This window comes from Rhodopseudomonas sp. P2A-2r (genome assembly GCF_026015985.1).
GTDB lineage: Bacteria > Pseudomonadota > Alphaproteobacteria > Rhizobiales > Xanthobacteraceae > Tardiphaga.
Genome location: NZ_CP110389.1, coordinates 1,938,427 through 1,961,162, shown reverse-complemented (window position 1 = coordinate 1,961,162; position 22,736 = coordinate 1,938,427). Strand labels below are relative to the sequence as shown.

21 protein-coding genes and 3 pseudogenes are annotated in these 22,736 nt (G+C 66.1%); 16 read left to right on the top strand and 8 right to left on the bottom strand.

Annotation, left to right across the window (positions count from 1 at the left end):
• Positions 1 to 22: 22 nt before the first annotated feature.
• From ONR75_RS09260 to ONR75_RS09215, 10 genes and pseudogenes are all read left to right on the top strand, one after another.
• Entirely contained in the window at positions 23 to 841 is an 819-nt protein-coding gene (locus tag ONR75_RS09260) for an SDR family NAD(P)-dependent oxidoreductase (protein ID WP_265082326.1), read from the top strand.
• An 8-nt stretch (positions 842 to 849) separates the two neighbouring features.
• Positions 850 to 2,274: a dihydroorotase gene (locus tag ONR75_RS09255; protein ID WP_265082325.1), complete on the top strand. Its 1,425-nt coding sequence runs from the start codon at positions 850 to 852 to the stop codon at positions 2,272 to 2,274.
• Between the two features lie 4 nt (positions 2,275 to 2,278).
• Complete coding sequence (locus ONR75_RS09250) at positions 2,279 to 3,121, top strand: ABC transporter ATP-binding protein (protein WP_265082324.1); 843 nt, start codon at positions 2,279 to 2,281, stop codon at positions 3,119 to 3,121.
• The gene (locus ONR75_RS09245; protein ID WP_265082323.1) at positions 3,118 to 3,894 is read left to right on the top strand and encodes an ABC transporter permease; all 777 of its coding nucleotides are present in this window, start codon (positions 3,118 to 3,120) and stop codon (positions 3,892 to 3,894) included. The genes ONR75_RS09250 and ONR75_RS09245 overlap by 4 nt, the downstream gene beginning before the upstream one ends.
• 9 nt (positions 3,895 to 3,903) lie before the next feature.
• Positions 3,904 to 4,850, top strand: a pseudogene (locus tag ONR75_RS09240) (acetamidase/formamidase family protein).
• On the top strand, positions 4,850 to 5,431 hold the full coding sequence (locus ONR75_RS09235; protein WP_265082322.1) for a TIGR00730 family Rossman fold protein: 582 nt from the start codon (positions 4,850 to 4,852) through the stop codon (positions 5,429 to 5,431). Before ONR75_RS09240 ends, ONR75_RS09235 begins: the two are co-directional and overlap by 1 nt.
• A gap of 273 nt (positions 5,432 to 5,704) precedes the next feature.
• Entirely contained in the window at positions 5,705 to 6,742 is a 1,038-nt protein-coding gene (locus ONR75_RS09230; protein WP_265082321.1) for an ABC transporter substrate-binding protein, read from the top strand.
• 207 nt (positions 6,743 to 6,949) lie between these two features.
• Positions 6,950 to 8,398: an amidohydrolase family protein gene (locus ONR75_RS09225; RefSeq protein ID WP_265082320.1), complete on the top strand. Its 1,449-nt coding sequence runs from the start codon at positions 6,950 to 6,952 to the stop codon at positions 8,396 to 8,398.
• A gap of 153 nt (positions 8,399 to 8,551) precedes the next feature.
• Complete coding sequence (locus ONR75_RS09220) at positions 8,552 to 9,229, top strand: response regulator transcription factor (RefSeq protein ID WP_265082319.1); 678 nt, start codon at positions 8,552 to 8,554, stop codon at positions 9,227 to 9,229.
• A 62-nt stretch (positions 9,230 to 9,291) separates the two neighbouring features.
• Positions 9,292 to 11,154, top strand: a complete 1,863-nt coding sequence (locus ONR75_RS09215) for a sensor histidine kinase (RefSeq protein WP_265083604.1) — start codon at positions 9,292 to 9,294, stop codon at positions 11,152 to 11,154.
• An 11-nt stretch (positions 11,155 to 11,165) separates the two neighbouring features.
• Here the strand turns inward: ONR75_RS09215 and ONR75_RS09210 are convergent, their stop codons facing one another.
• Complete coding sequence (locus tag ONR75_RS09210; protein WP_265082318.1) at positions 11,166 to 11,423, bottom strand: hypothetical protein; 258 nt, start codon at positions 11,421 to 11,423, stop codon at positions 11,166 to 11,168.
• Positions 11,424 to 11,678: 255 nt separating this feature from the next.
• Here ONR75_RS09210 and ONR75_RS09205 point away from each other — a divergent pair, with 255 nt between their 5' ends.
• A complete protein-coding gene (locus ONR75_RS09205) occupies positions 11,679 to 11,918 on the top strand; it encodes a hypothetical protein (protein ID WP_265082317.1) in 240 nt (79 codons plus the stop codon).
• Positions 11,919 to 12,115: 197 nt separating this feature from the next.
• On the opposite strand, the gene ONR75_RS09200 is transcribed toward ONR75_RS09205, so the two are convergent.
• The 5 genes and pseudogenes from ONR75_RS09200 to ONR75_RS09180 form a co-directional block, all read right to left on the bottom strand.
• Positions 12,116 to 12,829 carry an ABC transporter ATP-binding protein gene (locus tag ONR75_RS09200; protein WP_265082316.1) on the bottom strand — a complete coding sequence of 238 codons (714 nt, stop codon included), beginning with the start codon at positions 12,827 to 12,829 and terminating at the stop codon, positions 12,116 to 12,118.
• A complete protein-coding gene (locus ONR75_RS09195; RefSeq protein ID WP_265082315.1) occupies positions 12,810 to 13,574 on the bottom strand; it encodes an ABC transporter ATP-binding protein in 765 nt (254 codons plus the stop codon). Before ONR75_RS09195 ends, ONR75_RS09200 begins: the two co-directional genes overlap by 20 nt.
• Before the next feature lie 49 nt (positions 13,575 to 13,623).
• Positions 13,624 to 14,528: pseudogene (locus tag ONR75_RS09190) on the bottom strand (branched-chain amino acid ABC transporter permease).
• 35 nt (positions 14,529 to 14,563) lie between these two features.
• Positions 14,564 to 15,433 (bottom strand): branched-chain amino acid ABC transporter permease, encoded by an 870-nt coding sequence (locus ONR75_RS09185; protein WP_265082314.1) that lies wholly within the window; start codon positions 15,431 to 15,433, stop codon positions 14,564 to 14,566.
• Positions 15,434 to 15,670: 237 nt separating this feature from the next.
• Positions 15,671 to 16,746 (bottom strand): annotated as a pseudogene (locus ONR75_RS09180) (ABC transporter substrate-binding protein).
• Between ONR75_RS09180 and ONR75_RS09175 the strand changes: the two are divergent.
• The gene (locus ONR75_RS09175; RefSeq protein ID WP_265083933.1) at positions 16,657 to 16,896 is read left to right on the top strand and encodes a hypothetical protein; all 240 of its coding nucleotides are present in this window, start codon (positions 16,657 to 16,659) and stop codon (positions 16,894 to 16,896) included. The pseudogene ONR75_RS09180 and the gene ONR75_RS09175 sit on opposite strands and share 90 nt — an antisense overlap.
• 29 nt (positions 16,897 to 16,925) lie before the next feature.
• On the opposite strand, the gene ONR75_RS09170 is transcribed toward ONR75_RS09175, so the two are convergent.
• Positions 16,926 to 18,362: a glutamine synthetase family protein gene (locus ONR75_RS09170; protein WP_265082313.1), complete on the bottom strand. Its 1,437-nt coding sequence runs from the start codon at positions 18,360 to 18,362 to the stop codon at positions 16,926 to 16,928.
• Between the two features lie 211 nt (positions 18,363 to 18,573).
• Positions 18,574 to 19,932, bottom strand: coding sequence for an aromatic ring-hydroxylating dioxygenase subunit alpha (locus ONR75_RS09165; RefSeq protein WP_265082312.1), 1,359 nt, complete (start codon positions 19,930 to 19,932; stop codon positions 18,574 to 18,576).
• A gap of 142 nt (positions 19,933 to 20,074) precedes the next feature.
• Between ONR75_RS09165 and ONR75_RS32730 the strand changes: the two genes are divergently transcribed.
• The 4 genes from ONR75_RS32730 to ONR75_RS09145 all read left to right on the top strand — a co-directional run bounded on the left by ONR75_RS32730 (position 20,075) and on the right by ONR75_RS09145 (position 22,712).
• Positions 20,075 to 20,506, top strand: coding sequence for an FAD-dependent oxidoreductase (locus tag ONR75_RS32730; RefSeq protein WP_413776500.1), 432 nt, complete (start codon positions 20,075 to 20,077; stop codon positions 20,504 to 20,506).
• Complete coding sequence (locus ONR75_RS09155) at positions 20,424 to 21,428, top strand: NAD(P)/FAD-dependent oxidoreductase (RefSeq protein ID WP_265082310.1); 1,005 nt, start codon at positions 20,424 to 20,426, stop codon at positions 21,426 to 21,428. The genes ONR75_RS32730 and ONR75_RS09155 overlap by 83 nt, the downstream gene beginning before the upstream one ends.
• Before the next feature lie 16 nt (positions 21,429 to 21,444).
• On the top strand, positions 21,445 to 22,230 hold the full coding sequence (locus tag ONR75_RS09150) for an IclR family transcriptional regulator C-terminal domain-containing protein (protein ID WP_265082309.1): 786 nt from the start codon (positions 21,445 to 21,447) through the stop codon (positions 22,228 to 22,230).
• A 101-nt stretch (positions 22,231 to 22,331) separates the two neighbouring features.
• Complete coding sequence (locus ONR75_RS09145; RefSeq protein ID WP_265082308.1) at positions 22,332 to 22,712, top strand: 5-carboxymethyl-2-hydroxymuconate Delta-isomerase; 381 nt, start codon at positions 22,332 to 22,334, stop codon at positions 22,710 to 22,712.
• Positions 22,713 to 22,736 lie beyond the last annotated feature (24 nt).

Genomic DNA, 22,736 nt, shown 5'->3' with positions numbered 1-22,736 from the left:
CGCTCCTCAGGATGAGGGCTGAGTGAAACCGCAGAAAGTCATTTCCATGAACCTCTCCCTCGACAACCGCGTCGTGCTGATCACCGGCCCCGCCAAGGGCATGGGCGCCGCGATCAGCCTCGCTTTCGCTGCCGAAGGCTGCAAGCTGGCGCTGATGGGCCGCGACACCGCCGCGATTCAGCCGGTAGCCGACGAAGTGAAGGCCAAAGGCGGCCAGGCCGTCGTGATCGCCTGCGACCTGACCAGGGCCGAGCAATGCGACGCCGCGGTGGAGACCGCCAAGCAGGCGTTCGGCGGGCGCATCGACATCCTCGTCAACGTCGCCGGTGGTTCCGGGCCGATCGGCAAGACCGGCGTGCAGACCACGCCGGAGGAATTCGACGAGATCGTCACCCTCAACATGAACGGCTGCTTCCACGCCATGCGCGCGGCACTGCCCAGCATGATCGCGCAGCGCTACGGCAAGGTGGTCAATGTCGGCGGCACTTTTGGCATGCGCGGGCGTGCAGGCCGTGTCGCCTACTCGGCGTCCAAATGGGGCCTGCGCGGCATCACCAAGAGCTTTGCGCTCGAGGTCGGCCAGCACAACATCAACGTCAACTGCGTGGCGCCCGGCATGGTCGACGGCCCGCGCTTCCGCGACAAGGTCTGTCGCGACATGGCGCTGAAGCTCGGCATCTCCGAGGAAGAAGCCGCCGAGCGCCATGCCGCCGACTATGCACTGAAGCGCGTCACCGTCGACCAGGACGTCGCCAATGCCTGCCTGTTTCTGGCCAGCGACGTGTCGCGCCAGATCACCGGCGTCGACCTGCCGGTCGATGGCGGCTGGGCCATGCTGTGAGCGGAGACATGACCATGATCGCAGACCTCGTCATCAACGGCGGCACTATCGTGTCGCCGGATGCCACCTACTCCGCCAGCATCGCCATCAAGGACGGCAGGATTCTCGCCATCGGCGCGGCGGATGCGATGCCGCCGGCAAAAGAGACGCTGGACGCCAGCGGGCTGCACATCCTGCCGGGGGCCATCGACGTCCACGTGCATTTCAGGGATCCCGGCTATCCGCAGAAGGAAGACTTTGCCAGCGGCACCGCCGCGGCGGCATTCGGCGGCATCACCTGCGTGTTCGACATGCCCAACACGCTGCCGACCATCAACAATGCGCAATCGCTGGCCGACAAGCACGCCATCGCCTCGGCCAAGGCCTATGTGGATTACGGGCTCTACGCCGTGCTCGGCGAGGACAGCATCGCGCATGTACCGGCGCTGATCGACGGCGGCGTGATCGGCTTCAAGCTGTACATGGGCAACACCTTCGGCCGCATCCCCTCGCCGTCGACCGGCGCGATGCTGGAAGCCTTCGAGGTGGTGGCGCCCACCGGCAAGCGCATCTCGCTGCATGCCGAGACCAATTCGATCATGGAGCGCCGCGAGGCGCGATTGCGCGCCGCAGGCCGCACCGAGCCGATCGCGCATCTGGCGGCGCGGCCTGCGGTGGTCGCGGTGGAAGCAGTCGAGCGCGCCGCGACGCTGGCGGAATGGACCGGCGCCCGCATCCACGTGCTGCATATTTCGTCGGCGGCCGAGTTGCGTCCACTTGCCGAGGCCAAGGCGCGCGGCGTCGACATTACCGGCGAGACCTGCCCGCAATATCTGCTGCTCGACGAGACCGACTACGACAAGTTCGGCGGCGTGGTGCGCGTCAATCCGCCGGTGCGCGAGAGGCCCAACCAGCAGCCGATCTGGGACGCACTGATGGACGGCACTGTGGACATGATCGCCACCGACCACGCGCCGCATGCGCCCGAGGAAAAGACACGGGCTGACATCTGGACGGTGGACTGCGGCTTCCCGGGCGTCGAGACCCAGATGCCGCTGATGCTGACGGAGATCAACAAGGGCCGCGCCACGCTGCAGGACTATGTGCGCTGGAGCGCCGAGGCGCCGGCCAAGGTCTGGGGCCTGTATCCGCGCAAGGGCACGCTGACGGTCGGCTCCGACGCCGACATCGCCATCGTCGATCTCAACCGCAAGTGGACGGTGGACGATGCCGCGATCCAGTCGACGTCGAAGATCTCGCCGTGGCACGGCCGCGCCGCCAGCGCGCTGCCGATCCACACCATCGTGCGCGGCCGTTTCGCGATGAAGGACCGAATCTTGCAGGAGGATGCGCGCGGCACCGGCCGTTCGGTGCATGCGATCCAGCAGATGCCGGTGCCGGAGCCGCGAAACACTGACAGCACCATGGCCGCCATCACCGCGCAGAAAGCCTGATCCGATGAACGCTCCGGTCGCAGTTCAAAAACCCCGCGCTGCGGACAATGTGATCGAGCTGGAGAAGGTCCGGGTCACCTTCGGCGATTCCAAACATGCTGTCACCGCGCTGGAGGAAACCTCGCTGCGCATCGACCACGGCGAGTTCGTCGCTCTGGTCGGGCCATCGGGCTGCGGCAAATCGACCATCCTCAAGCTGGTGGCGGGGACGCTGAGTGCCTCGCAGGGCCATGTGTTCGTCGCCGGCCGCGAGATTGGCGCGGGCGCCGCGCGGATTGGTATGGCGTTCCAGAACCCGACATTGCTGCCGTGGCTGAACATCCGCGACAACGTCATGCTGCCGCTGAAGATCGTGCCGCCGTTCAAAGCGGAGTTCGGCGCCAAGCGCAAGACCGAGTATCGCGACCGCGTCGAGGCCTCGCTGAAGCAGGTCGGGCTCGGCGGCTTCGGCGACAAGTTTCCCTGGCAGCTGTCCGGCGGCATGCAGCAGCGGGCGTCCTTGTGCCGCGCGCTGATCCACGATCCCACTTTGCTGCTGCTCGACGAGCCCTTCGGCGCGCTGGATCAATTCACCCGCGAGGAGTTGTGGGAGATCATGCAGAACCTGTGGATCGAGAAGAAGCCGACCGTGCTGCTGGTGACCCACGACCTCAAGGAAGCCGCTTACCTGGCATCGCGGATCTGCGTCATGCAGGCGCGCCCCGGCCGCATCGTCGACGACAGCGTGGTGCCGTTCGCGCGGCCGCGCACCATCGAGGTGTCGTTCGAACCGGAATTCGTCACGCTGACCCAGCGCCTGCGCGAGCGCATCGTCGCCGCCCGCGCCGTGCAGGAGGCCACGTCATGAGCGAGACCACGCGCCGCCGCATTCTCTCCACCGCCTGCATCATCGGCTTCTTCGTTGCCTGGGAATTGCTGTGCCTGATGTTCCACGTCTCGGACATCGTGCTGCCGCGGCCGAGCCAGGTGCTTATCACGCTGTGGACGCGGTTTCCGGCGATCATGCCGCACGCGGTGCAGACGCTGTACACCACCATGGTCGGCTTCGCCCTCGGCATCGTCATCGGCATTCTGCTCGGCGCGCTGATCGGCTCGTCGAAGCTCGCTTATGACGTGGCCTATCCGATGCTGGTCGGGTTCTCGTCGATCCCGAAAGTCGCCGTGGTGCCGATCTTCGTGCTGTGGTTCGGCGCCGGCACCGTGCCAGCGATCCTCACCGCCATGATCATGTGCATCTTCCCCATCGTGGTGAACGTCGCCACCGGCCTTGCCGCCACCGAGCCGGAATTGCAGGACGTCATGAAGACGCTGCGCGCGACCCGGATGGAGATCCTGTGGAATGTCGGCCTGCCGCGCACCATGCCGTATTTCTTCGCCTCGCTGAAGGTGGCGGCGACGCTCGCCTTCGTCGGCACGGTGATCTCGGAAACGGTGGCCTCCAACCGCGGCATCGGCAACCTGATGATGATCGCCTCCTCCTCCTTCGACGTGCCGCTGGTGTTCGCCGGGCTGTTTATTCTCGCCGCGCTCGGCGTCGGACTGTATGTCATCTTCTCGCTGATCGAAGCACGGGTGACCGGCTGGGCCGTGCGCAGCGATACATTTGCCGCCGGTGGCTGAGGACAACAGATGACACAGACCCTTCTTCCCACGCCTTCCACCGTTCACTGGGGCCATTTCGACGCGGCGCTGAAGCCGGTCGCGACTATCAACCCCGGCGACACCATCGTCATCAACAGCGTCAGCGGCGCCCCCGACGACCTGCCGGCGCAGCCCGGCATGAATGTGCGGCCGGAACTGACCGCGATCCACGCCGCGGTGAAGCCGGAGGTCGGGCCGCATCTGCTCACCGGCCCGGTGGCGATTACGGGCGCGATGCCCGGCGACGCGCTGCGCGTCGAAATCCTCGACGTGCAGCTCGCCGACGACTGGGGTTTTAACCTGTTCAAGCCCGGCTTCGGCACGCTGCCGGACGATTTCCCCCATGCGCGCCGCGTCCATCACGGCATCGATCGCGCCAAGGGCGTGGTGCACACATCATGGGGCATGGCGCTGCCGGCGCAGCCGTTCTTCGGCGTGATGGGCGCAGCCCCGCGCCCGCCGTCGGCCGTGTCAGTTCGGTGATGCCGTCGACATTCGGCGGCAACATCGACAACAAGGAACTCGGCGCCGGCGCGGTGCTGTACCTGCCGGTGGCGGTGGAAGGCGGGCTGTTCTCGTGCGGCGACGGCCATGCCGCGCAGGGCGACGGCGAGGTCTGCCTCACTGCGGTGGAGACTGGCCTGACCGGCACCTTCAGGATCGATCTGGTGAAAGGCGCCAATCTCGAGGCACCCTACGCCGAGACAAAAACCCATCTGATCTCGATGGCCTTCGACGAGGATCTCAACGAGGCAGCCCGCGTCGCGCTGCGGCGGATGATCGCGCTGGTGGTGGCAAGGACCACGCTGACCGCCGACGACGCCTACATGCTCTGCAGCCTCGCCGCCGACATGCATGTCACGCAGCTGGTCAACCGCAGCAAGGGCATCCATGTGATGATGCCCTTCGCGCTGCTCGAACAGGCCAAGCGCTGATGGCCGCGCGTGCGATCAACAGCGTGGCCGTGTTCTGCGGCTCCAACTTCGGCGAGTCCGATGTCTATGCGGAGGGCGCGGCGAAGCTCGGCGCCGCCGTCGCCGCGGCCGGCATCACGCTGGTCTATGGCGGCACCACCAAAGGGCTGATGGGCGTGGTCGCCGATGCCGTGCTCAAGGCCGGGGGCAGCGCCCATGGCGTGATCACCGAGCGCCTGCTTGCGCGCGGCCACTCGCACGCCGCGCTGACCCGCAGCGAGACGGTCGGCACGCTGCGCAACCGCAAGGAACGGATGACCGAGCTGGCGGATGCCTTCATCGCGCTGCCGGGCGGCATCGGCACCATGGAAGAGATGATGGAGGTCTGGACCATGAACCAGCTCTCGGAGATCGACAAGCCGGTCGGCCTGCTGGACATCGCCGGCTTCTTCGCGCCGTTCCTCGCTTTCATCGATCATATGGTGGTGACGAAATTCCTGCCGGCTGCGCACCGCCACTCGATCTGCGTTGATCCGGAGCCGGCGGCGCTGCTCGACAAGTTGCGGCACTTCCAGAAAACCGACGTGCCGAAATGGCTTTAGGTAGCAATCCACAAAGCAACGACGGCGCTCTTCACCTCTCCCCGCTTGCGGGGAGAGGTCGACCGGCGAGCGCAGCGAAGTCGGTCGGGTGAGGGGAGCCGGTGTTTCACGCGATAGTCCCCCTCACCCGGATCGCGCGATGCTGCGCATCGCCGCAATCAGACCTCTCCCCGCCTGGCGAAGCTTCGCTTCGCTGTGCGGGGAGAGGTGAACGCCGCCGCCCCCAGCGTTCTGCTTCAACAATCACCACCCCGCCCTCACCGGAGACCTGACATGCGCTGTATCCTGACGTCCCTTCTCATCGCCGGCAGTCTCGCCGTGCCCTTCGCGTCAGGTGCTGCGGCAGCAGATCCGACCAAGATCAAGTTCACGTTGGACTGGAAGATCCAGGGCGTGCACGCGCCGTACTACTGGGCCAAGGCGAAGGGCTACTTCAAGGACGAGAACCTCGACGTCACCATCGACCAGGGCGAGGGCTCGGCCGCCACGGTGACCCGCGTGATGTCCGGCGCCTATGACGCCGGCTTCGGCGACATCAACGCCATCATCCAGAATGCCGCGACCAAGCCCGGCGAAGCACCCGTGATGGTCTACATGATCTACAGCAAGGCGCCGTTCGCGCTGCTGACCAAGGCCGACAGCCCGATCAAGACGCTGAAGGATCTCGCCGGCTCCAAGCTCGGCGCACCGGCCGGCGGCGCCTCCGTCAAGCTGCTGCCGCTGCTGGCCAAGCAGAACGGCGTCGACTACGGCAAGATCAACCTCACCACGGTATCGCCGGCGCTGCAGGAGCAGATGCTGCTGCAGGGCCAGGTGGAATCCGTGGCCGTGTTCACCGCTACCAGCTACATGAACCTGGTGTCGCTCAAGCTCGATCCGGACAAGGATTTCCGCTGGATGTATTATTCGGACTATGGGCTGGACCTGTATTCCAACGGCATCATGGTGTCGCCGAAGCTGGCGAAGGAGAAGCCCGAGGCGGTCAAGGGCCTGTTGCGCGCGATCAACCGCGCGCTGAAGGAGACGGTGCAAAATCCCGACGCCGCCATCGACCTGCTGGCCGCCGAGGAGTCGCTGATCAAGAAGGACATCGAGAAGCGCCGCCTGCTCTATGTCTACAAGACCCTGATCGACACGCCGGAAGCCCGCGAGCTGGGCCTCGGCGACGTCGGCGACAAGCGTCTGACCTCGGCCATCGCCACCGTCGCCGCGTCGTTCGAACTGCCGAAGGTGCCAGCATCAGGCGATGTGTTCGATCGCGGGTTCCTCCCCGCCAAGGCCGATCGCGTGCCGCCGACGGTTGCGAACTAAAGCACGACGCGGCACTGTGCCGGTGTAAGGCACCCAGACTCTACATGTCGTCCCCGCGAAAGCGGGGACCCATAACCTCCGGGCCCGTGGTCGCAGACCGGCACCCGCCCCATGACTCATATCTGCACGGCGTATGGGTCCACGCCCTGCGCGCGCCAAAGGCGCGCCGGGCGGGGACGACTCGCTGAAACGTTCGGAGATCACGGTATGACCGACCCCACCCGCACCATCGATTGCACCCATGTGATCGGCCCCACAGGATCGCTCGGCGCGCAGACGATTGCCATCAAGGGCGACGCGATCGCTGCGGTCACGCCGTCGAAAAGCGCCGCGGCTGAAAAGCTGCTGGCGATGCCGGCACTGGTCAATGCCCACGATCACGGTCGCGCGGTGCGCACCAGTTCGATCGGCGCTGACGCCATGCCGCTGGAGATCTGGATCAACTATATCGGGCTGTTTCCCGCGGTGGATCCCTATCTGGCCGCAGCGATGTCCTATGCCAACAGCGCGCTCGGCGGCGCCGGCACGGTGATGAACCACTACACCCGCGCTCAGGGCCTCACCGACCTGCCCACGGAAGTCGCCGAGGTGGCGCGCGCCGCGCGCGACGTCGGCATCCGCGCCGGATTTGCGGTGTCGATGAAGGACCGCAACCCGCTGGTTTACGGCGATGCCGGGCCGTTGCTGGCGGCGCTGCCGGCCGAAGCGCGGCGCGAGATCGAGGCGCGGCTGCTGAAGCCGCCGCTGTCGCCGCAGGACTACATCAAGCTGGTGGACGACGTCGCCGCCGCTGCCGACAGCCCGCATTTCAACGTGCAATACGGCCCCAACGGCGTGCAGTGGTGCAGCGACGAACTGCTGCAGGCCATCGCCAAAGCCTCGGAGCGCACCGGCCGCCGCGTCCACATGCACCTGCTGGAAACCAAATACCAGCGCGCCTGGGCCGACGAGACCTATCCGCACGGCGTGGTGCGCATGCTCGACAATATCGGCCTGCTGTCGCCACGGCTGACGCTGGCGCATTGCACCTGGGCCAACCAGTATGAGCTCGACCTGCTGGCCGAGCGCGGCGTCACCATCACGGTCAATACCAGCTCCAACCTGCATCTGCATTCCGGCGTGGCGCCGGTGCCGCAGATGCACAAGTCGATCTGCAAGGTTGCCATGGGCATCGACAGCAAGGCGCTGGACGATGACGACGATGCGCTGCGCGAGCTGCGGCTGTCCTATCTGCTGCACGCCGGCACCGGCTTCGACCTGCAGACCACGCGGCTGCAGGCGCTGCAACAGGCGGTCGGCAACGGCCGCTTCGCGGTCACCAATGTCAACGACGGCGGCCGCATCGAGCCGGGCGCCGCCGCCGACCTGCTGCTGCTCGACTGGGCGGCGCTCGACAATGACGGCCTCCGCGACGACCTCGACCCGCTCCATGTGCTGTATTCCCGCGCCACCCGCGCGCACATCCGCGAGCTGATAGTCGGCGGACGCAGCATCGTGACGGACGGCCGCGTGCTCGGCGTCGACCTGCCGGCGGTGCGCGCCGAAGTGCTGGACAAGATGCGCGCCGGCATGGCCGCCAATGCCGGGATGATCCAGGCACTGGCGGCGCTGCAGCCGGGCGTGACCAAGTACTATCTCGACATGCCGTGCTGCTGACGGGCATCGCGCCACCGCGCGCACGGGTCTAACCTCTCCCCGCAGGCGGGGAGAGGTTAAGTAAGACCCGCCCCCATAAATATGGCTGTCGCAACGCGCACCGGCGGGGCTAATCTTCTCTGTGCGACCGGAATAGCAGTCGGGGACGATGGCATGACGCTGCCAGGTGACGAGCGCCTTGCGCAGGCGATCACGGTGTTGCTCGTGGAGGACGATGCGCCGACGCTGTGGCGGCTGCAGGATGCGCTGACGCAGGCCGGATTCCAGGTCACGGCAGCCGCGACGCTGGCCGAGGCGCGCAGTGCGCTTTCCCAGAAAGCACCGCGCGTGCTGCTGACCGACCTCCAACTGCCCGACGGCCATGGCAGCGCGCTGATCCGCGAGACGCGGCAGCGTTTTCCCGATACCGAGATCATGGTGATCTCGATCCTCGGCGACGAGGAGAGCGTGATCTCCGCGAGATCCGTCGGCGCCACCGGCTATCTGCTCAAGGACGCCTTTCCGACCGACATCGCCGCCACCGTGCACGAGCTGGTCGCCGGGCATTCGCCGATCTCGGCGTCGATCGCGCGTTTCATCGTGCGCCGCACCCAGACCCAGGCCGAACCCGCGGCCTTGCCGGCGCTCAACACCATCCGGCTGACGCCGCGGGAGATCGATATCCTGTGGGGTATCGCCAAGGGCTTCAGCTACGCCGAGATCGCCGGCCATCTCGGCCTGTCCAAGCAGACCGTGCCCGGCCATATCAAGAACATCTACCGCAAGCTCGAGGTTCACACCCGCGGCGAGGCGGTGTTCGAGGCGGTACAACAGGGCCTGATCAAGCTGTGACGGAAACCGCGGACAAACCGTTTGCGTTCGCACCCCGGGCCTGGGGCTGGTACGCGCCCAAACTGCGGCTGGCGCCATATCTGGCGCTGCAGACGCTGATCGCAATCGTGTTCGTGCTGCTGCTGCGCCAGCCGCAGCCGGAGCCGCCGGCATCCTTGCGGTTGACCGCGTTCGATCTCAGGGAAAGCGGCAGCGAGCGCGCCGTCACGCTGCCGCACTTCACCGCTTCGCGTTTCGCGATGCACGATCCGCCAGTCTACACCACGCGCTTCAGCGAACCGGACGACCCGCGCGCATGGTCGGTGTTGCTGCCGCGTTTCACCAACGGCGTCGAAGTCGCGGTCAACGGCGTGGCGATCCTCGACAGCCGCCGCGACCCCGCCGCCAACCGGCCCGACCGAAACACACCGGAGATCGCGGTGATCCCCGCCTCGCTGCTGCACAAGGGCGACAATGTGCTGTCGATCCGGCTGTTCGTCTGGGGACCGTTGACCGGCTATCTCGATCCCGTCTATCTCGGACCCGACGAGGTGCTGCGTCCGGTCTACGACAAGCGCATCCGCCGGTTCATCACTCTGCCGGTGGTGTTCTCCGCGTGGCAGGCGATCCTCGCGGTGATCCTCACCATCATGTGGCTGATGCGGCGCCACGAGCGGGCTTACGGCGTGCTCGCCGCCGCCATGGCGATCGGCGCCGTGCAGGCATTCCTGCCGACGCCGATGGAGCCGTCTGCGTTCTCCCGGCTCAACGCGACGCTGATTGCCTCGGCGCCGATCGAGGGCGCGCTGTTTCTGACATTTGCCATTCTGTTCTTCGAGGGGACCTGGCCACGCTACGGTTGGCTGATCTTTGCGCCGGGCCTGCTGGTGGTCGTCGTCGGGCTGTTCGGCGGCCAGCCGCTGGTGCGCAGCATGTTCGTCTGGGTCGGCGTGCCAACCGTCGGACTCTGCCTGTCGGCCATGGCTATCGTCGTGGCACGCGCCGTGCTCCGGCGACAGGACATTGCGAGCCTGATGCTGGGTTGCGCCGCCACCATTGCGCTGACCTGCTGGGTGAGCGACATCCTCGGGGTTCTGCAGGTGATCGACAACGGCCGGATTTTCGTGTCTCGCCTGTCCTATTCGGCGCTGCTGGTGGCGATCGGCGCCGGGCTCACCTGGCGCTTCGCACGCGCGCTCAACGAGGTCGACAGCTTCGCCAGCAACATGGTGACGCTGGTGCGCGAGGCCGAGGACAAGCTGAAGGCCAGCTTCGCGCGCGAGGAACAGCGCGCCCGCGCCGCGGCGCTGGCGCTGGAGCGCACCCGGCTGATGCGCGACCTCCACGACGGACTCGGCGGGCAACTCGTCAGCATCGTCGCACTCAGCGAACGCGACAATGCCGGTGCCCCGATCGGCGAGGCCGCGCGCGCCGCGCTGAAGGACCTCCGCCTCGTGATCGACGCCATGGACGATATCGGCGGCGACCTGATGCTGGCTTTGGGATCGTGGCGCGAGCGTGCCACGGCGCAACTGCGTCCGCATGACATGACTCTGCACTGGCAGACGCTGACGCCGCAGGGCCTGCCGGTGCACCCCGAGCTCAGGCCCTGGCACGTCATCCAGATCGTGCGGCTGCTCGATGAGGCCCTGACCAACGCCATCAAGCATGCCGGCGCACGACGGATCACGGTGACGATCGAGACGCTGACCGACCCGGCGCAAGGCGACTATGGCTGCATCACCATCGCGGATGACGGCAACGGCTTCGCGCTGGCGCCGGACGGCGCCGCGGCTGCCGGCGCGAGCTCGGCGCGCGGCCTGCGCAACATGAAAAGCCGCGCCGCGCGCTGCGGCGCGACGCTGGAGCTCGCCTCCGACGCCGGCGGCACGAGGGTGAAGCTCGTGCTGCCGCGCCGCTTTCCCGACGGCGACGCCGCCGGCTGATCCGCCGAGCGTCAGCGGCGGCCGACGCGGTTGACCGGACCGCCGCGATTCCACGGCGTACCCGGGCGGACGCCGACGCCGCGCGCACCGACCCCGACGCCGGCCACCCGCGTCGCCGCAACGACCGGCGCGCCGACGCGCGCCACGCAGCCCTGCGGCACGCCGGCGGTCTTGCACACCACCACCGCCTGGGCCTGTCCGGCGCCCAGCGAGATCGTGGGCGCCGTCGTGATCAGTCCGGCGCGCACCCATCCTGTCTTGCTCAGCATGTCATCTCTCCCTGTTGGACGTCCGGCGCTGCGCGGGACTGGTCGGTCGCTGCAGCCGACGCGGGGGATCCTTGCGACGGCGGCGTGCGATGGAAAATCCCATGAAAATGGGAGAACGATCGCGCATTGCGCGATCGTCCCTGCGATTGCGCGATCATCCATGCCACGAATATGGCATTGGTCGGTCTCGCCTGCCCCGCCATGGTGAAGCGGTCGAAACGCGAGTCAGCTCAGCAACAACCGAAAGGTCGCTCCATGATCTGGTCCATCATCAGGAATTCCATCGGCATCGCCATCGTGACGGTGGCAGCCGCATCGTCAGCGCTGTCGCAATCCGGGCCGAGCCGCGAAGAGCAGCTCGCCTGCCGCTCCGATGCCGGCCGATTCTGCGCCGAGCACATAGGCAAGCCGCCGGAGATGAATGCCTGCCTGCGCGCCAACAAGACGAAACTGTCCGACTCCTGCCGCAAGGTGGTGGAGTCGAGGGGCGGGTAGAATTCACGGCGCCTTGCTAACCTCTCCCCGCTTGCGGGGAGAGGTCTAAGCCGAGCGACAGCGAGGCTTCGGGTGAGGGGAGCCGGAGTTTTACACGATAGCCCCTCACCCGACCGACGTCGCTGCGCTCCGCCGGTCGACCCCTCCCCGCCTAGCGAAGCTTTGCTTCGCGCGGCGGGGAGAGGTGAAGAACTCAATTAATGAATCCCCACCCCGACCAGCCGGTCGACCAGCGCGCGGTCGGATCGCAGCGCGTCAGGTGCGCCGGTCCAGCTGATGCGGCCGCGTTCCATCACCATCACACTGTCGGCAAAATCCAGCGCGCGTTCGATCTGCTGCTCGACCAGGATGATGGTGACCTCGCCGCCGGCGGCGAGCCGGGTCAGCAGCGCCATCAGCTCGTCGCAGATCACCGGCGCGAGGCCCTCGAGCGGCTCGTCGAGCAGCAGGATGGACGGCTTGCCGAGCAGCGTGCGGGCCATCGACAGCATCTGCTGCTCGCCGCCGGACAGCTGCTTGCCGTAATTGCCGCGCCGCTCGCGCAGCCGCGGGAACATGGCATAGGCCTCGTCCAGCGCCGATGGCGGGCGCTCCTTCAACCCGGTGCGCAGATTCTCCTCGACGGTCAGCGACGGAAAGATGTCGCGGGTCTGCGGCACATAGCCGATGCCGCGCTCCGCGCGCGCCGAGGTGCGCCGGGATGTGATGTCCTCGTCGCCGATGCCGATCCGGCCGCCATGGCGCGTGGTCAGGCCCATCAGGGTGGCGAGCAGCGTGGTCTTGCCCATGCCGTTGCGGCCGAGCACCGCAAGACGACCGCCGGCCTTCACCGCAAACGAAATGTCCTCGATGATCCGGGTCGGACCATAGCCGGCGCACAGGCCGCTGATCTCAAGGGGCGCGGCGGGCATCGGCATAGCTCCCCAGATAGGCACGGCGGACTTCGTGATCGGCGGTGACGTCTTTCGGCGAGCCTTCGAAGATCAGCCTTCCTGCCGCCAGCACCAGCACGCGGCTGGCGAACTTGAACACCAGATCCATGTCGTGCTCGATCATCAGCACCGCGATGTCGGATGGCAGCGCGTTGATGACGTCGAGAATCCGCGGCGCCTCGTCATGGGGCACGCCGGCGGCGGGCTCATCGAGCAGCAGCACCTTGGGCTTCAGCGCAATGCCGATCGCCAGCTCAATCAATCGCTGCTGGCCGTAGGCCAGTTCGGAGACCTTGCGGTAGGCCAGCGCATCGAGGCCGACACGAGCCAGGATGTCGCTCCATTCGGCGCGCACATCGGGCCGTTCGGTGGCGCGCGAAAAGAACCGTCGGGCGATGCCGCGGCGCTGCATGATGGCCAGGGCCACATTGTCAGCCACGGTGAGGGTCTGGAACAGCCGGGTGGTCTGGAACGTGCGCACCAGGCCGCGCTGCACGCGGGCGGGAATGCTCTCGGCGGTGATGTCGTCGCCCGACATCAGGAACGCCCCGACGCTCGGCGCGATGTCGCCGGTGATGAGGTTGACCAAAGTGGTCTTGCCGGCGCCGTTGGGACCGATCAGCGCCACGCGGTCGCCGGGCTGCAGCGCAAAGCTGACATTGTTGGTCACGTGCAAGCCGCCAAAGGCGCGCGAGATGCCGCGGGCTTCGAGCAGGGCGGTCATGATGCCCTCCCATGGCGCAGGCGCTGCGCCAGCGCCAGCACGGGCTCGATCAACCCCGCGGCGCGAACACCACGATGCCGATCAGCAGCAGGCCGACCAGTGTCATCCAGTGAAACGGGTTGGCGGCGGCGACGATGTGCTCGAAGATCTGGAACAGCACAGCGCCGGCCAGCGCCCCCACAGATGCCCGGCGCCGCCCAGCACCAGCATCACCAGCACTTCCGCGGAGCGCTCGAAGCTGACGCTGTCGAGCCCGACCACGCCGGTGCTCATGGCGGTCAGCGCGCCGCCGATGCCGGCCACCGCGCCGGAGACGCCGTACATGATGACGAGCCGCGGATAGACGCCCACGCCGATCATCTTGGCGCGCAGGTCGTCATCCTTGATGGCCCGGCACATCAGCCCGAACGGCGAGCGCACGAAGCGCGACAGCACGACGAACACGACGATCAAGACTGCCAGCGAAAACAGGAAAGCGGTGCGGCTGTACATGTCGAAACCGTAGATGCCGAACACCTTTGACGGCTCGATGCCTGAGAGGCCGTCGCTGCCGCCGGTGAGCCATTGCAGCTTGTTGGCGAGCGCCGCCACCAGTTGCCCGACGGCGATGGACAGCACCAATTGCGGCAGGCCGCGAAAGCGCGCGATCAGCGCGCCGGAGATCAGGCCCATCAGCGTGCCGGCAACGAGGCCGACACCGAGCAACGCCAGCGGATCGGTGACGCCGCGCACGCAGGCAATGCCGGCGGCATAGGCGGCGACGCCAAACTGCGCGGCATGGCCGAGCGTGGCGATGCCGCAATAGCCGGTGACGAGATCCAGTGACAGCACCAGAAACGAAATGCCGATCAGCCGCGTCAGGAAGGCCAGATCGTCGGGAAACAGGAACCAGCCGATGGTACCGAGCAAGGCAATGGCCAGCGCGCCGCCGGCTTCCTGCGCGAAGGGAATCATCCGTCGAAGCGGAACTTGGCTCACGGCAATCTCACTCATGTGTGCTTCCTGCCGAACAGACCGTGCGGAAACAGGAACACGATGACGATCACGGTGAGATAGAAGAAGAACTCGCCGAATTCCGGCGCCAGGTACTTGCCGGTGGTGTCGGCAAGGCCGAGCAGCAGGGACGCCGACAGCGCGCCGGTGATCGAGCCGGCGCCGCCGACGGAGACCACCACCAGGAACGTCACCATGTAGCGCAGCGCGTAGAACGGCTCGATCGGCAGGATCTCGGCGCCGACCACGCCGCCGAACGCGCCGAGGCCGATGGCCAGCGCGAAGGTCGCCGCATAGATGATCTCGGTGCGGATGCCCAGCGCGTCGGCCATGCCGCTGTGATCGACCGAGGCGCGCAGCTTGATGCCGAATTCGGTCTTTTCGATCAGCAGCCACAACAGAAGCGCCGTCACGAGGCCGCAGGCAATGACGAACAGCCGATGCGTCGGGATCGAACGGAAGCCGATATCCAGCGGGCCGCTCAGGGTGGCCGGCAGCGGGATGGACTTCAGCGTCGGGCCGAAGATGAAATTGACGACGCCGATGATGAAGAAGGTGATGCCGATGGTCATCAGCACCTGGATCAGCGGATCGGACTTGCGATAGATCCGTCGATACAGCAGCAGCTCGAACGGGATCGAAACGATAATGGTGCCGACCACGGCGAGCATGATCGCGACGCTGTAATGCACGTGCAGGTCGCGGATCGCATAGGACGCGAGATAGCCGCCGATCATGGCGAAAGCGCCATGCGCCAGATTCACCACGCGCATCAACCCCATCATGATCGACAGACCGATGGAGATGATGAACAGCACCATGCCATAGGCCAGGGCGTCGGTGAGTATGCTGAGGGCAAGGCGCATGGGGTACTTTATTCGCAGAAACGGCGGTTGCCGCAAACATTCTGAACGAGAGGATGCTGGCTCTCTCCACGGTCGTCCCCGCGAAGGCGGGGACCCATAACCACCGTCGTCGAAAGCAGAACCGCGACGGCCTGAAGCATTTTATCCGAGAGCGCGGTGTCTATGGGTCCCCGCCTTCGCGGGGACGACTGGCTGAAAAGGGGTGCGTACCACCATCAGCCAGTCAGCCACAGATTCCTACTCCTTGCTCAGCGCCCAGTCCGGCTGGGCGTCAAAGGTCTGGCTTTCCTTGTTGATCAGCTTGCCGTCGACCTTCTCCACCGAGCGCAGATAGACGTTCTGGCGGATGTGGCGGGTGGCGGGATCGATGGAGACCGGGCCGCGCGGGCTGACCCACTTCATGCCCTTGACGGCGGCCAGGGCCTTTTCCGGATCGCGCTTGCCGTCGGTGGCCTCGATCATCTTGTAGATTAGGCGGGCACCGTCATAGGCGGCGACCGATGTCATGGTGACGTCATCGAGCTTGCCGCCACCCTTCTGGATCGAGGCGAGGAACGCCCTGTTCTCCGGCGAGTCATGCGACACCGAATAGTGATAGGTCGACAAAATGCCGATACCGGAATCGCCGATGGTCGGCAGATCGGGCTCGGTGACCACGTCGCCGGTGGACATCAGCTTGACGCCGCCCGCCTTCAGGCCGTTGTCGATATAGGCCTTGACGAAGCCGAGGGTCGGCGGCCCCGACGGCAGGAAGGTGAAGATGGTGTCGGCGCCGGAATTCTTGATGCGCTGCATGATCGGGCTGAAGTCGGTGGTGGCGAGCGGAATGCGGATCGCCTCGACCACGGCGCCACCGGCGGTCTCGAAGGTCTTCTTGAACGCCGCCTCGGCGTCGATGCCCGGGCCGTAATCGCTGACCGCGATCGCCACCTTCTTGGCGCCGTTCTTGAAGGCGACGTTGGCGGCCGGCACGGTGTTCTGCCACATGGTGAACGAGGTGCGCACGATATAGGGGCTTTTTCGACGATGGCCGAGGTGGCGGCATTCATCACCACCAGCGGGGTCTTGGACTCCTCCAGCAGCGGTGCAATGGCCATGGCGTTCGGGGTGAAATAGACGCCGGCGAGATACTGCACCTTGTCCTTGACGATCAATTCCTGGGCCAGCGCCTTCGACTTGGCGGGGTTCGGGCTCTCCTCGTCCTTGTAGACGAACTCGACCTCATGGCTGCCGACCTTGTTGCCGTGTTCGGCGACCCAGGCATCGATGCCCATCTTGAAGTTCTGGCCGAACAGCGCGTAGGGACCGGACATGGTCCCGATGACGCCGACCTTGATCACGTCGGCCGAGGCCGCGCCGGTTATCAGGCCCAGGAAGGCGAATGCAAGAATCGATTGGCGGTGTCTGATCATCATTGGTCCCCGGTGTTGGTCACGAAGTTTCGACAAACGTGTATTCAATAAATGTGCCGTAATGCGCCAGAGCAGGCGCGTCAAAACATCTCGAAATATTCGCGCTGCTCCCAGTCGGAAACCTCCGCCTGGAAACGCTCGACCTCGGCGAGTTTGATGTGGGTGTAATAATCCACCATCGTTGCGCCCATGGCATCGCGGAAGAACGGATCATCCTTCAGCGCAAACACCGCCTCGCGCAGCGACTTCGGCAGCAGCGGCGCGTCGCTCTCATAAGGCGTATCCGCCGACGGACCGGGATCGAGCGCGCGGTCGACGCCGTCGAGCCCGGCGAGGATCTGCGACGACATGTAGAGATAGGGATTGGCGGCGGGCTCGCCGACGCGGTTTTCCAGCCGCGTCGCGGAATCGTTGGGACCGCCGAGCACGCGGATCATGGCGCCGCGGTTGTCGCGGCCCCAGATCGCGCGGTCCGGCGCCAGCGAATAGGAGCGGTAGCGCTTGTAGCCGTTGATGGTCGGCGTGGTGAACACGGTGGCGGCGCGGGCGTGGGCCAGCAGGCCGGCGAGCCAGCCGCGGCCGAACGGCGACAGCGGCACGTTCTCCTCCGTGGACATGAAGGCGTTGGTGCCGCCATCGCGCGCCACGATCGACTGGTGCAGATGCCAGCCGGACGAGACCACGTTGGGAATCTTCGGCCGGCACATGAAGGTGGCGTGATAGCCGCGGCGATGGCAGATCTGTTTCACCGCTGAGCGGAACAGCACCATGCTGTCCGCCGGCGCCATGCCCACGGTCGGCGCGAAGGTGAATTCGCACTGGCTCGGGCCGTATTCCACTTCGATCGAACGCAACGGCAGGCCGAGCGCCAGCACGTCGCGGCGGATGAATTCCAGCACCGGCTCCATCTGGTCGTAGCGCTGCTCGGTGAGATACTGGTAGCCGAGCGACAGCAGGCTCACCTCCGGCGGACGACCGGGCTGGCCGGCATCCTCCGGCGCCATCCGCATCTCCTCGGACTTGAAGATGTGGCACTCGACCTCGAGGCCGGCGACGAAATCGTAACCGCGCTTGTTGAGATCGGCGAGCACGCCCTTGTAGAGATTGCGGGTGGCGAACGGCACCGGACGGCCATCGGCGAAATGCACGTCGCACAGCAGCCAGCCGGTGGCCTCGACCCACGGCAGCACGCGGAAGGTCAGCGGATCGGGAATCATCAGCGCGTCGGCGGCGCCCTGCATTTCGGGAATGCCGAAGCCGCCGCCGGCGGTGAACACCGGAAACACCGACTTGTGCGAGGTGTCCTTGGCGAACATGGTGGTGGTGATGCTGCAGCCGTTTTCCAGGCAGCGCAGTGCCTCGCTGGCGATCAGCGTCTTGCCGCGCAGGATGCCGTGCTGGTCCGGGAACGACAGCCGGATCACTTCCAGCTTCTGCTCCTCAACGATGCGGCGCAGCCGGACGGCAGCATCCTTCTGTTCTGCGGACCACAACCCGTGACGTTCGACGAAACTCAACGCGATCTCCTCATTCGATCAAACAAGCGCGGGCATCTTCCCCCGCCCAGCGAAGCAAAGCTTCGCCAGGCGGAGAGGGTGGCGCGAAAGACCGCAGGTCATTCGCGTCGGGTGAGGGCCTCTTGAGCGAAACACGGGCAGCCCCTCACCCGAAGCCTCGCTCACGCGAGGGTTCGACCTCTCCCCGCAAAAGCGGGGCGAGGTTAAGTGGTTACTCCGCCGCCGTCATGCGGGTCACGGTGGCCGGCGTCTCGTTCGGCACCGGTGCGGCCCAAGGTGCGCCGCGGCGGCGGGCGACGTCAACTTCCATCCAGTAGGTTTCCCAGCCCCTGGTCGGGCCGATGCCGTCCATGGTGCCCGGCCCCTGGATGCTGCGCGCATTGCTGGCGTCGAGGACCATCATCGGCTTCTGGCCGCCGGCGACCTTCTCGATCTCGGCGCGCAGCAGTTTTCTGTAGGCGATGATCGCCTTGTCGGAACTGCCGAGATGCTCGCGGGTGCGGTCCTGGATCTTGCCCATGGATTCCACCGCCCACTGGTCGTGGACGTTGATGTCGGCGCCCATGCCGGTATAGGTCTCGGTCGCCTGCTCGTGCGGATCGAAACCGTAATCGTTGCTGCGGTTTTTTCGCGACTTGTAATCCGGCAATTCGTAGAGCTCGAGCCTCTGCGCGCGCATCTTCACCTTGTCGACCGGCTTGGTGTAGCTGGTGAAGATCGCATACCAGTAGCAGTTCTCGTCATCCACCGGCACGTGCCACTGCGAAATGGTCATCTCGGTGCTCATGGGAATGACAAAACCGTGGGGGAACACCTGGTTGGTGACGCGCACATGGGTGCGCTCGTCGTCGAGCTGGCGCAGCGCAATCAGCCGCAACCCGTATTCGGTGCTTTCCACGTTGATGATCGGACGATCGTATTCGCGCAGGATCTTGGTCATCGGCAGCTCGCTTCCGGCGGAAGCGCCGCGGAACTGCTTGCCATAGGCCGCCGACGTGTCCTCGTCCTCGAAGAAGCGATGCAGGAACGAGGCATGCGCGGGATCGATGCCGACCTCCAGCGCCTGCAGCCAGTTGCATTCGAACAGGCCCTTGAAGGCAAAAGTGTAGGCGCCGGGGGCTGCGAAACAGTCGAGTTCGGGAAATGCCGGCGGCTCGCCTTCGCCGAGATAGGCCCAGAGGATGCCACCCTTTTCCATCACCGGATAAGCGCGCTGCTTGATGCCGGCGCACAGCTTGGAGGTCGCGGGTTCGGCCGGCGTCTCCAGGCACTTGCCGTTGACGTCGAACAGCCAGCCGTGAAAGGCGCAGCGCACGCCGCCGCCTTCGAGCCGGCCGAAGGCGAGATCGGCGCCGCGATGCGGGCAGTCGCGGTCGAGCAGGCCGTAGCGCCCCGCTTCATCGCGGAAGATGACAAAATCCTCGCCGAGCAGCCGGACCGGCTTGATCGGGCGCGGGCCGTCAAGTTCATCCACCAGCGCCGCCGGCTGCCAGTAATTGCGCATCAGCTTGCCGGCCGGCGCCTTCGGCCCGACCCGGGTGATCAGATCATTTTGCTCTTGGCTCATCATGGTGAGGGCCCTCGAATTGAACGATATCGCGCGGAATTCTCCGCCAGCGGCCAAACATATTTGTTCGTCTATTGAACTTATGGGCGATTTTATATCTAGATGAATTCCAAGCAAGAGGATTGTTGTGGCAGCGGTTGCCGCGATGCTGGGCAAGGCTGCCCGCAGCATTGGCTTGCACCCGGCGAACGCTTGTTCGATATACGCCACATCGCAAGGAGTCCGCCGTGCCCCGAACCCTCTCCATCTCCAGCTTCTGCACGCCGGGACACCCGCTATGAGCGGCCTGCTGATCATTGGCGCATCCTATGCCGGCGTCCAGGCGGCCATCAGCGCGCGCGAAGCCGGCTACCAGGCGCCGATCCGCATCGTCGCCGACGAGGCCGACCTGCCCTATCAGCGGCCGCCGCTGTCCAAGGGCTTTCTGTCCGGCAGCGTGGCGCACAGCAACCTGATCCTGCGCGGCGCCGATTTTTGCCGCCCAGCGCATCGATATGACGCTCGGCCACCGCGCCATACGGATCGATCGCGACGCCCGCTGCGTCGAGCTGCAAGGCGGCGAGCGCCTCACCTATGACACGCTGCTGATCGCCACCGGCTCCCGCGCGCGCAAACTTGCCATTCCCGGCCATGACCGCGACGGCATTTCCTATCTGCGCACCCTCGACGACGCGGTCGACCTGAAGCGGCGCCTCGACGCGGCCCGCTCGGTGGTGATCGTCGGCGGCGGCTTCATCGGACTCGAAGTGGCGGCCACCGCCGCCAAGGCCGGCAAGACGGTGACGCTGATCGAGGCGGCCTCGCGCTTGCTGGAGCGCGCGGTATCGCCGCTGATCTCCAACTACCTGCGCGACCTGCATCAGGGTCACGGCGTCGATATCCGCTTCAACGAGACCGCGGTGCGCATCGACGACGGCCCGGACAGCGCCCATGACGTGGTGTGCGGCGATGGCAGCAGCGTGCATGGCAATCTCATCGTCGCCGGCATCGGCGGCATCGCCAACGACGAACTGGCCTCGCAAGCGGGCATCCATTGCAGCAACGGCATCGACGTCGACGACTGCGGCCGCACCGATGTGCCAGGGATCTATGCGGCCGGCGATTGCAGCAACCACTACAACCGGCTTGTCGGCCGGCGGGTGCGGCTGGAATCCGTGCAGAACGCCACCGACCAGGGCAAGGCTGTCGGCGCCGCCATTGCCGGCAAGTCCGAGCCCTATGACAGCGTGCCGCGATTCTGGTCCGACCAGTACGACGCCAAGCTGCAGATCGTCGGCCTGTCGGCACCCAGCGATGTTGCGGTGATCCGCGGCGCCATCGAGCAAGGCAAGTTCTCGGTGTTCTACTATCGCGGCACCACCCTGACCGCGGTGGACAGCATCAACCGGCCGGGCGACCAGATGATCGCGCGCCGGCTGATTGCCGCATCGCAGTCGCCGACCCCGGAACAGGCTGCCGACCTCGCCTTCGACCTGAAGAAACTGGAAGCCGTCGGTTGACGCGCGCGAGGATGCGATGCCGAAACTGAAACGCGATCCCGACGATGCGCGCGGCACCGACTTCATCGAAAGCCTCGACCGCGGCCTGCGGGTGTTCGAGCTGTTCGGCGCCCACCCGCGCCCGATGACGCTGAGCGATCTCGCCAAGGCTGCCGACCTGCCGCGTGCCACTGCGCGGCGCATCCTGTTCACGCTGGAACGCGCGGGCTATGTCGCCAGCGACGGCAAGCTGTTCACGCTGACGCCGCGCGTGCTGTCGTTGGCGTCCTCCTATCTCACCTCCAACCAGGTGGTGACGATCCTGCAGCCGGTGCTCGACCGGGTGTCGAGCGCCGCGCAGGAAATCTCCTCGCTGGCGATTCTCGACGGCAACGAGGTGATCTTCGTGGCGCGCAGCAGCCCGGCGCGGGTGTTCTCCGCCGGCATCGATCTCGGCTACCGGCTGCCTGCCTTCTGCAGCTCGGTCGGGCGCGTCCTGCTCGGCCAACTCTCCAACAGCGCGCTGGCCGAAACCATCGACGCGATGGAGCTGGCGCCGCTGACGCCGCACACCGTCACCGACAAGGACCTGCTGAAGGCCACCATCATCACCGACCGCGAAAAGGGCTATTCGCTGGTCGACCGCGAGGCCGAGCCGGGCTTCCGCTCGATCGCCGTGCCGGTGCTGCGCTATGACGGCACCATCGCCGCGGCCATCAACATGGGCGCCCATGTCGACCGCGTCTCCACCGGCGAAATGATCGACCGCTTCCTGCCGCTGCTGCGCGAGGGCGCGGAGTCGGTGAAGTCGATGCTGCTGTAGGTCTGGAAGAGCGCACTTTACCTCTCCCCGCCGCGCGAAGCGAAGCTTCGCTGGGCGGGGAGAGGTGAAAGGCGGCGTGTCATTCAACCAATGGAGATTCCATGCCGCATATCGTCATCGAACATTCCACCGACGGCCACGCCTCCTTCGACGCAACGACGCTGATGCAGGCGCTGCACGAGGCGGCGGCGGCCACCGGCGTGGTGCAGGCGGAGGATCTCAAGATCCGCGCGATGTCCTATGCGACCTATCTGGTAGCCGGGAAGCGCGACGGCTTCTGCCACGTGACGCTGTCCCTGCTGGAAGGCCGCACGCCGGCTCAGAAGGTGGCGCTCAGCGAGGCCCTGCGCGCGGCCATGGTTCGGCTGCTGCCCCAGACCAAAAGCCTCAGCGTCGACATCCGCGACATGGATGCGGTGGCCTACAAGAAGCGGCTGCTGGGACAACTGTTCACGTGTCGGACACCACCGTCCTCATGGTGAGGAGCGCGCCCTTGCGCGCGTCTC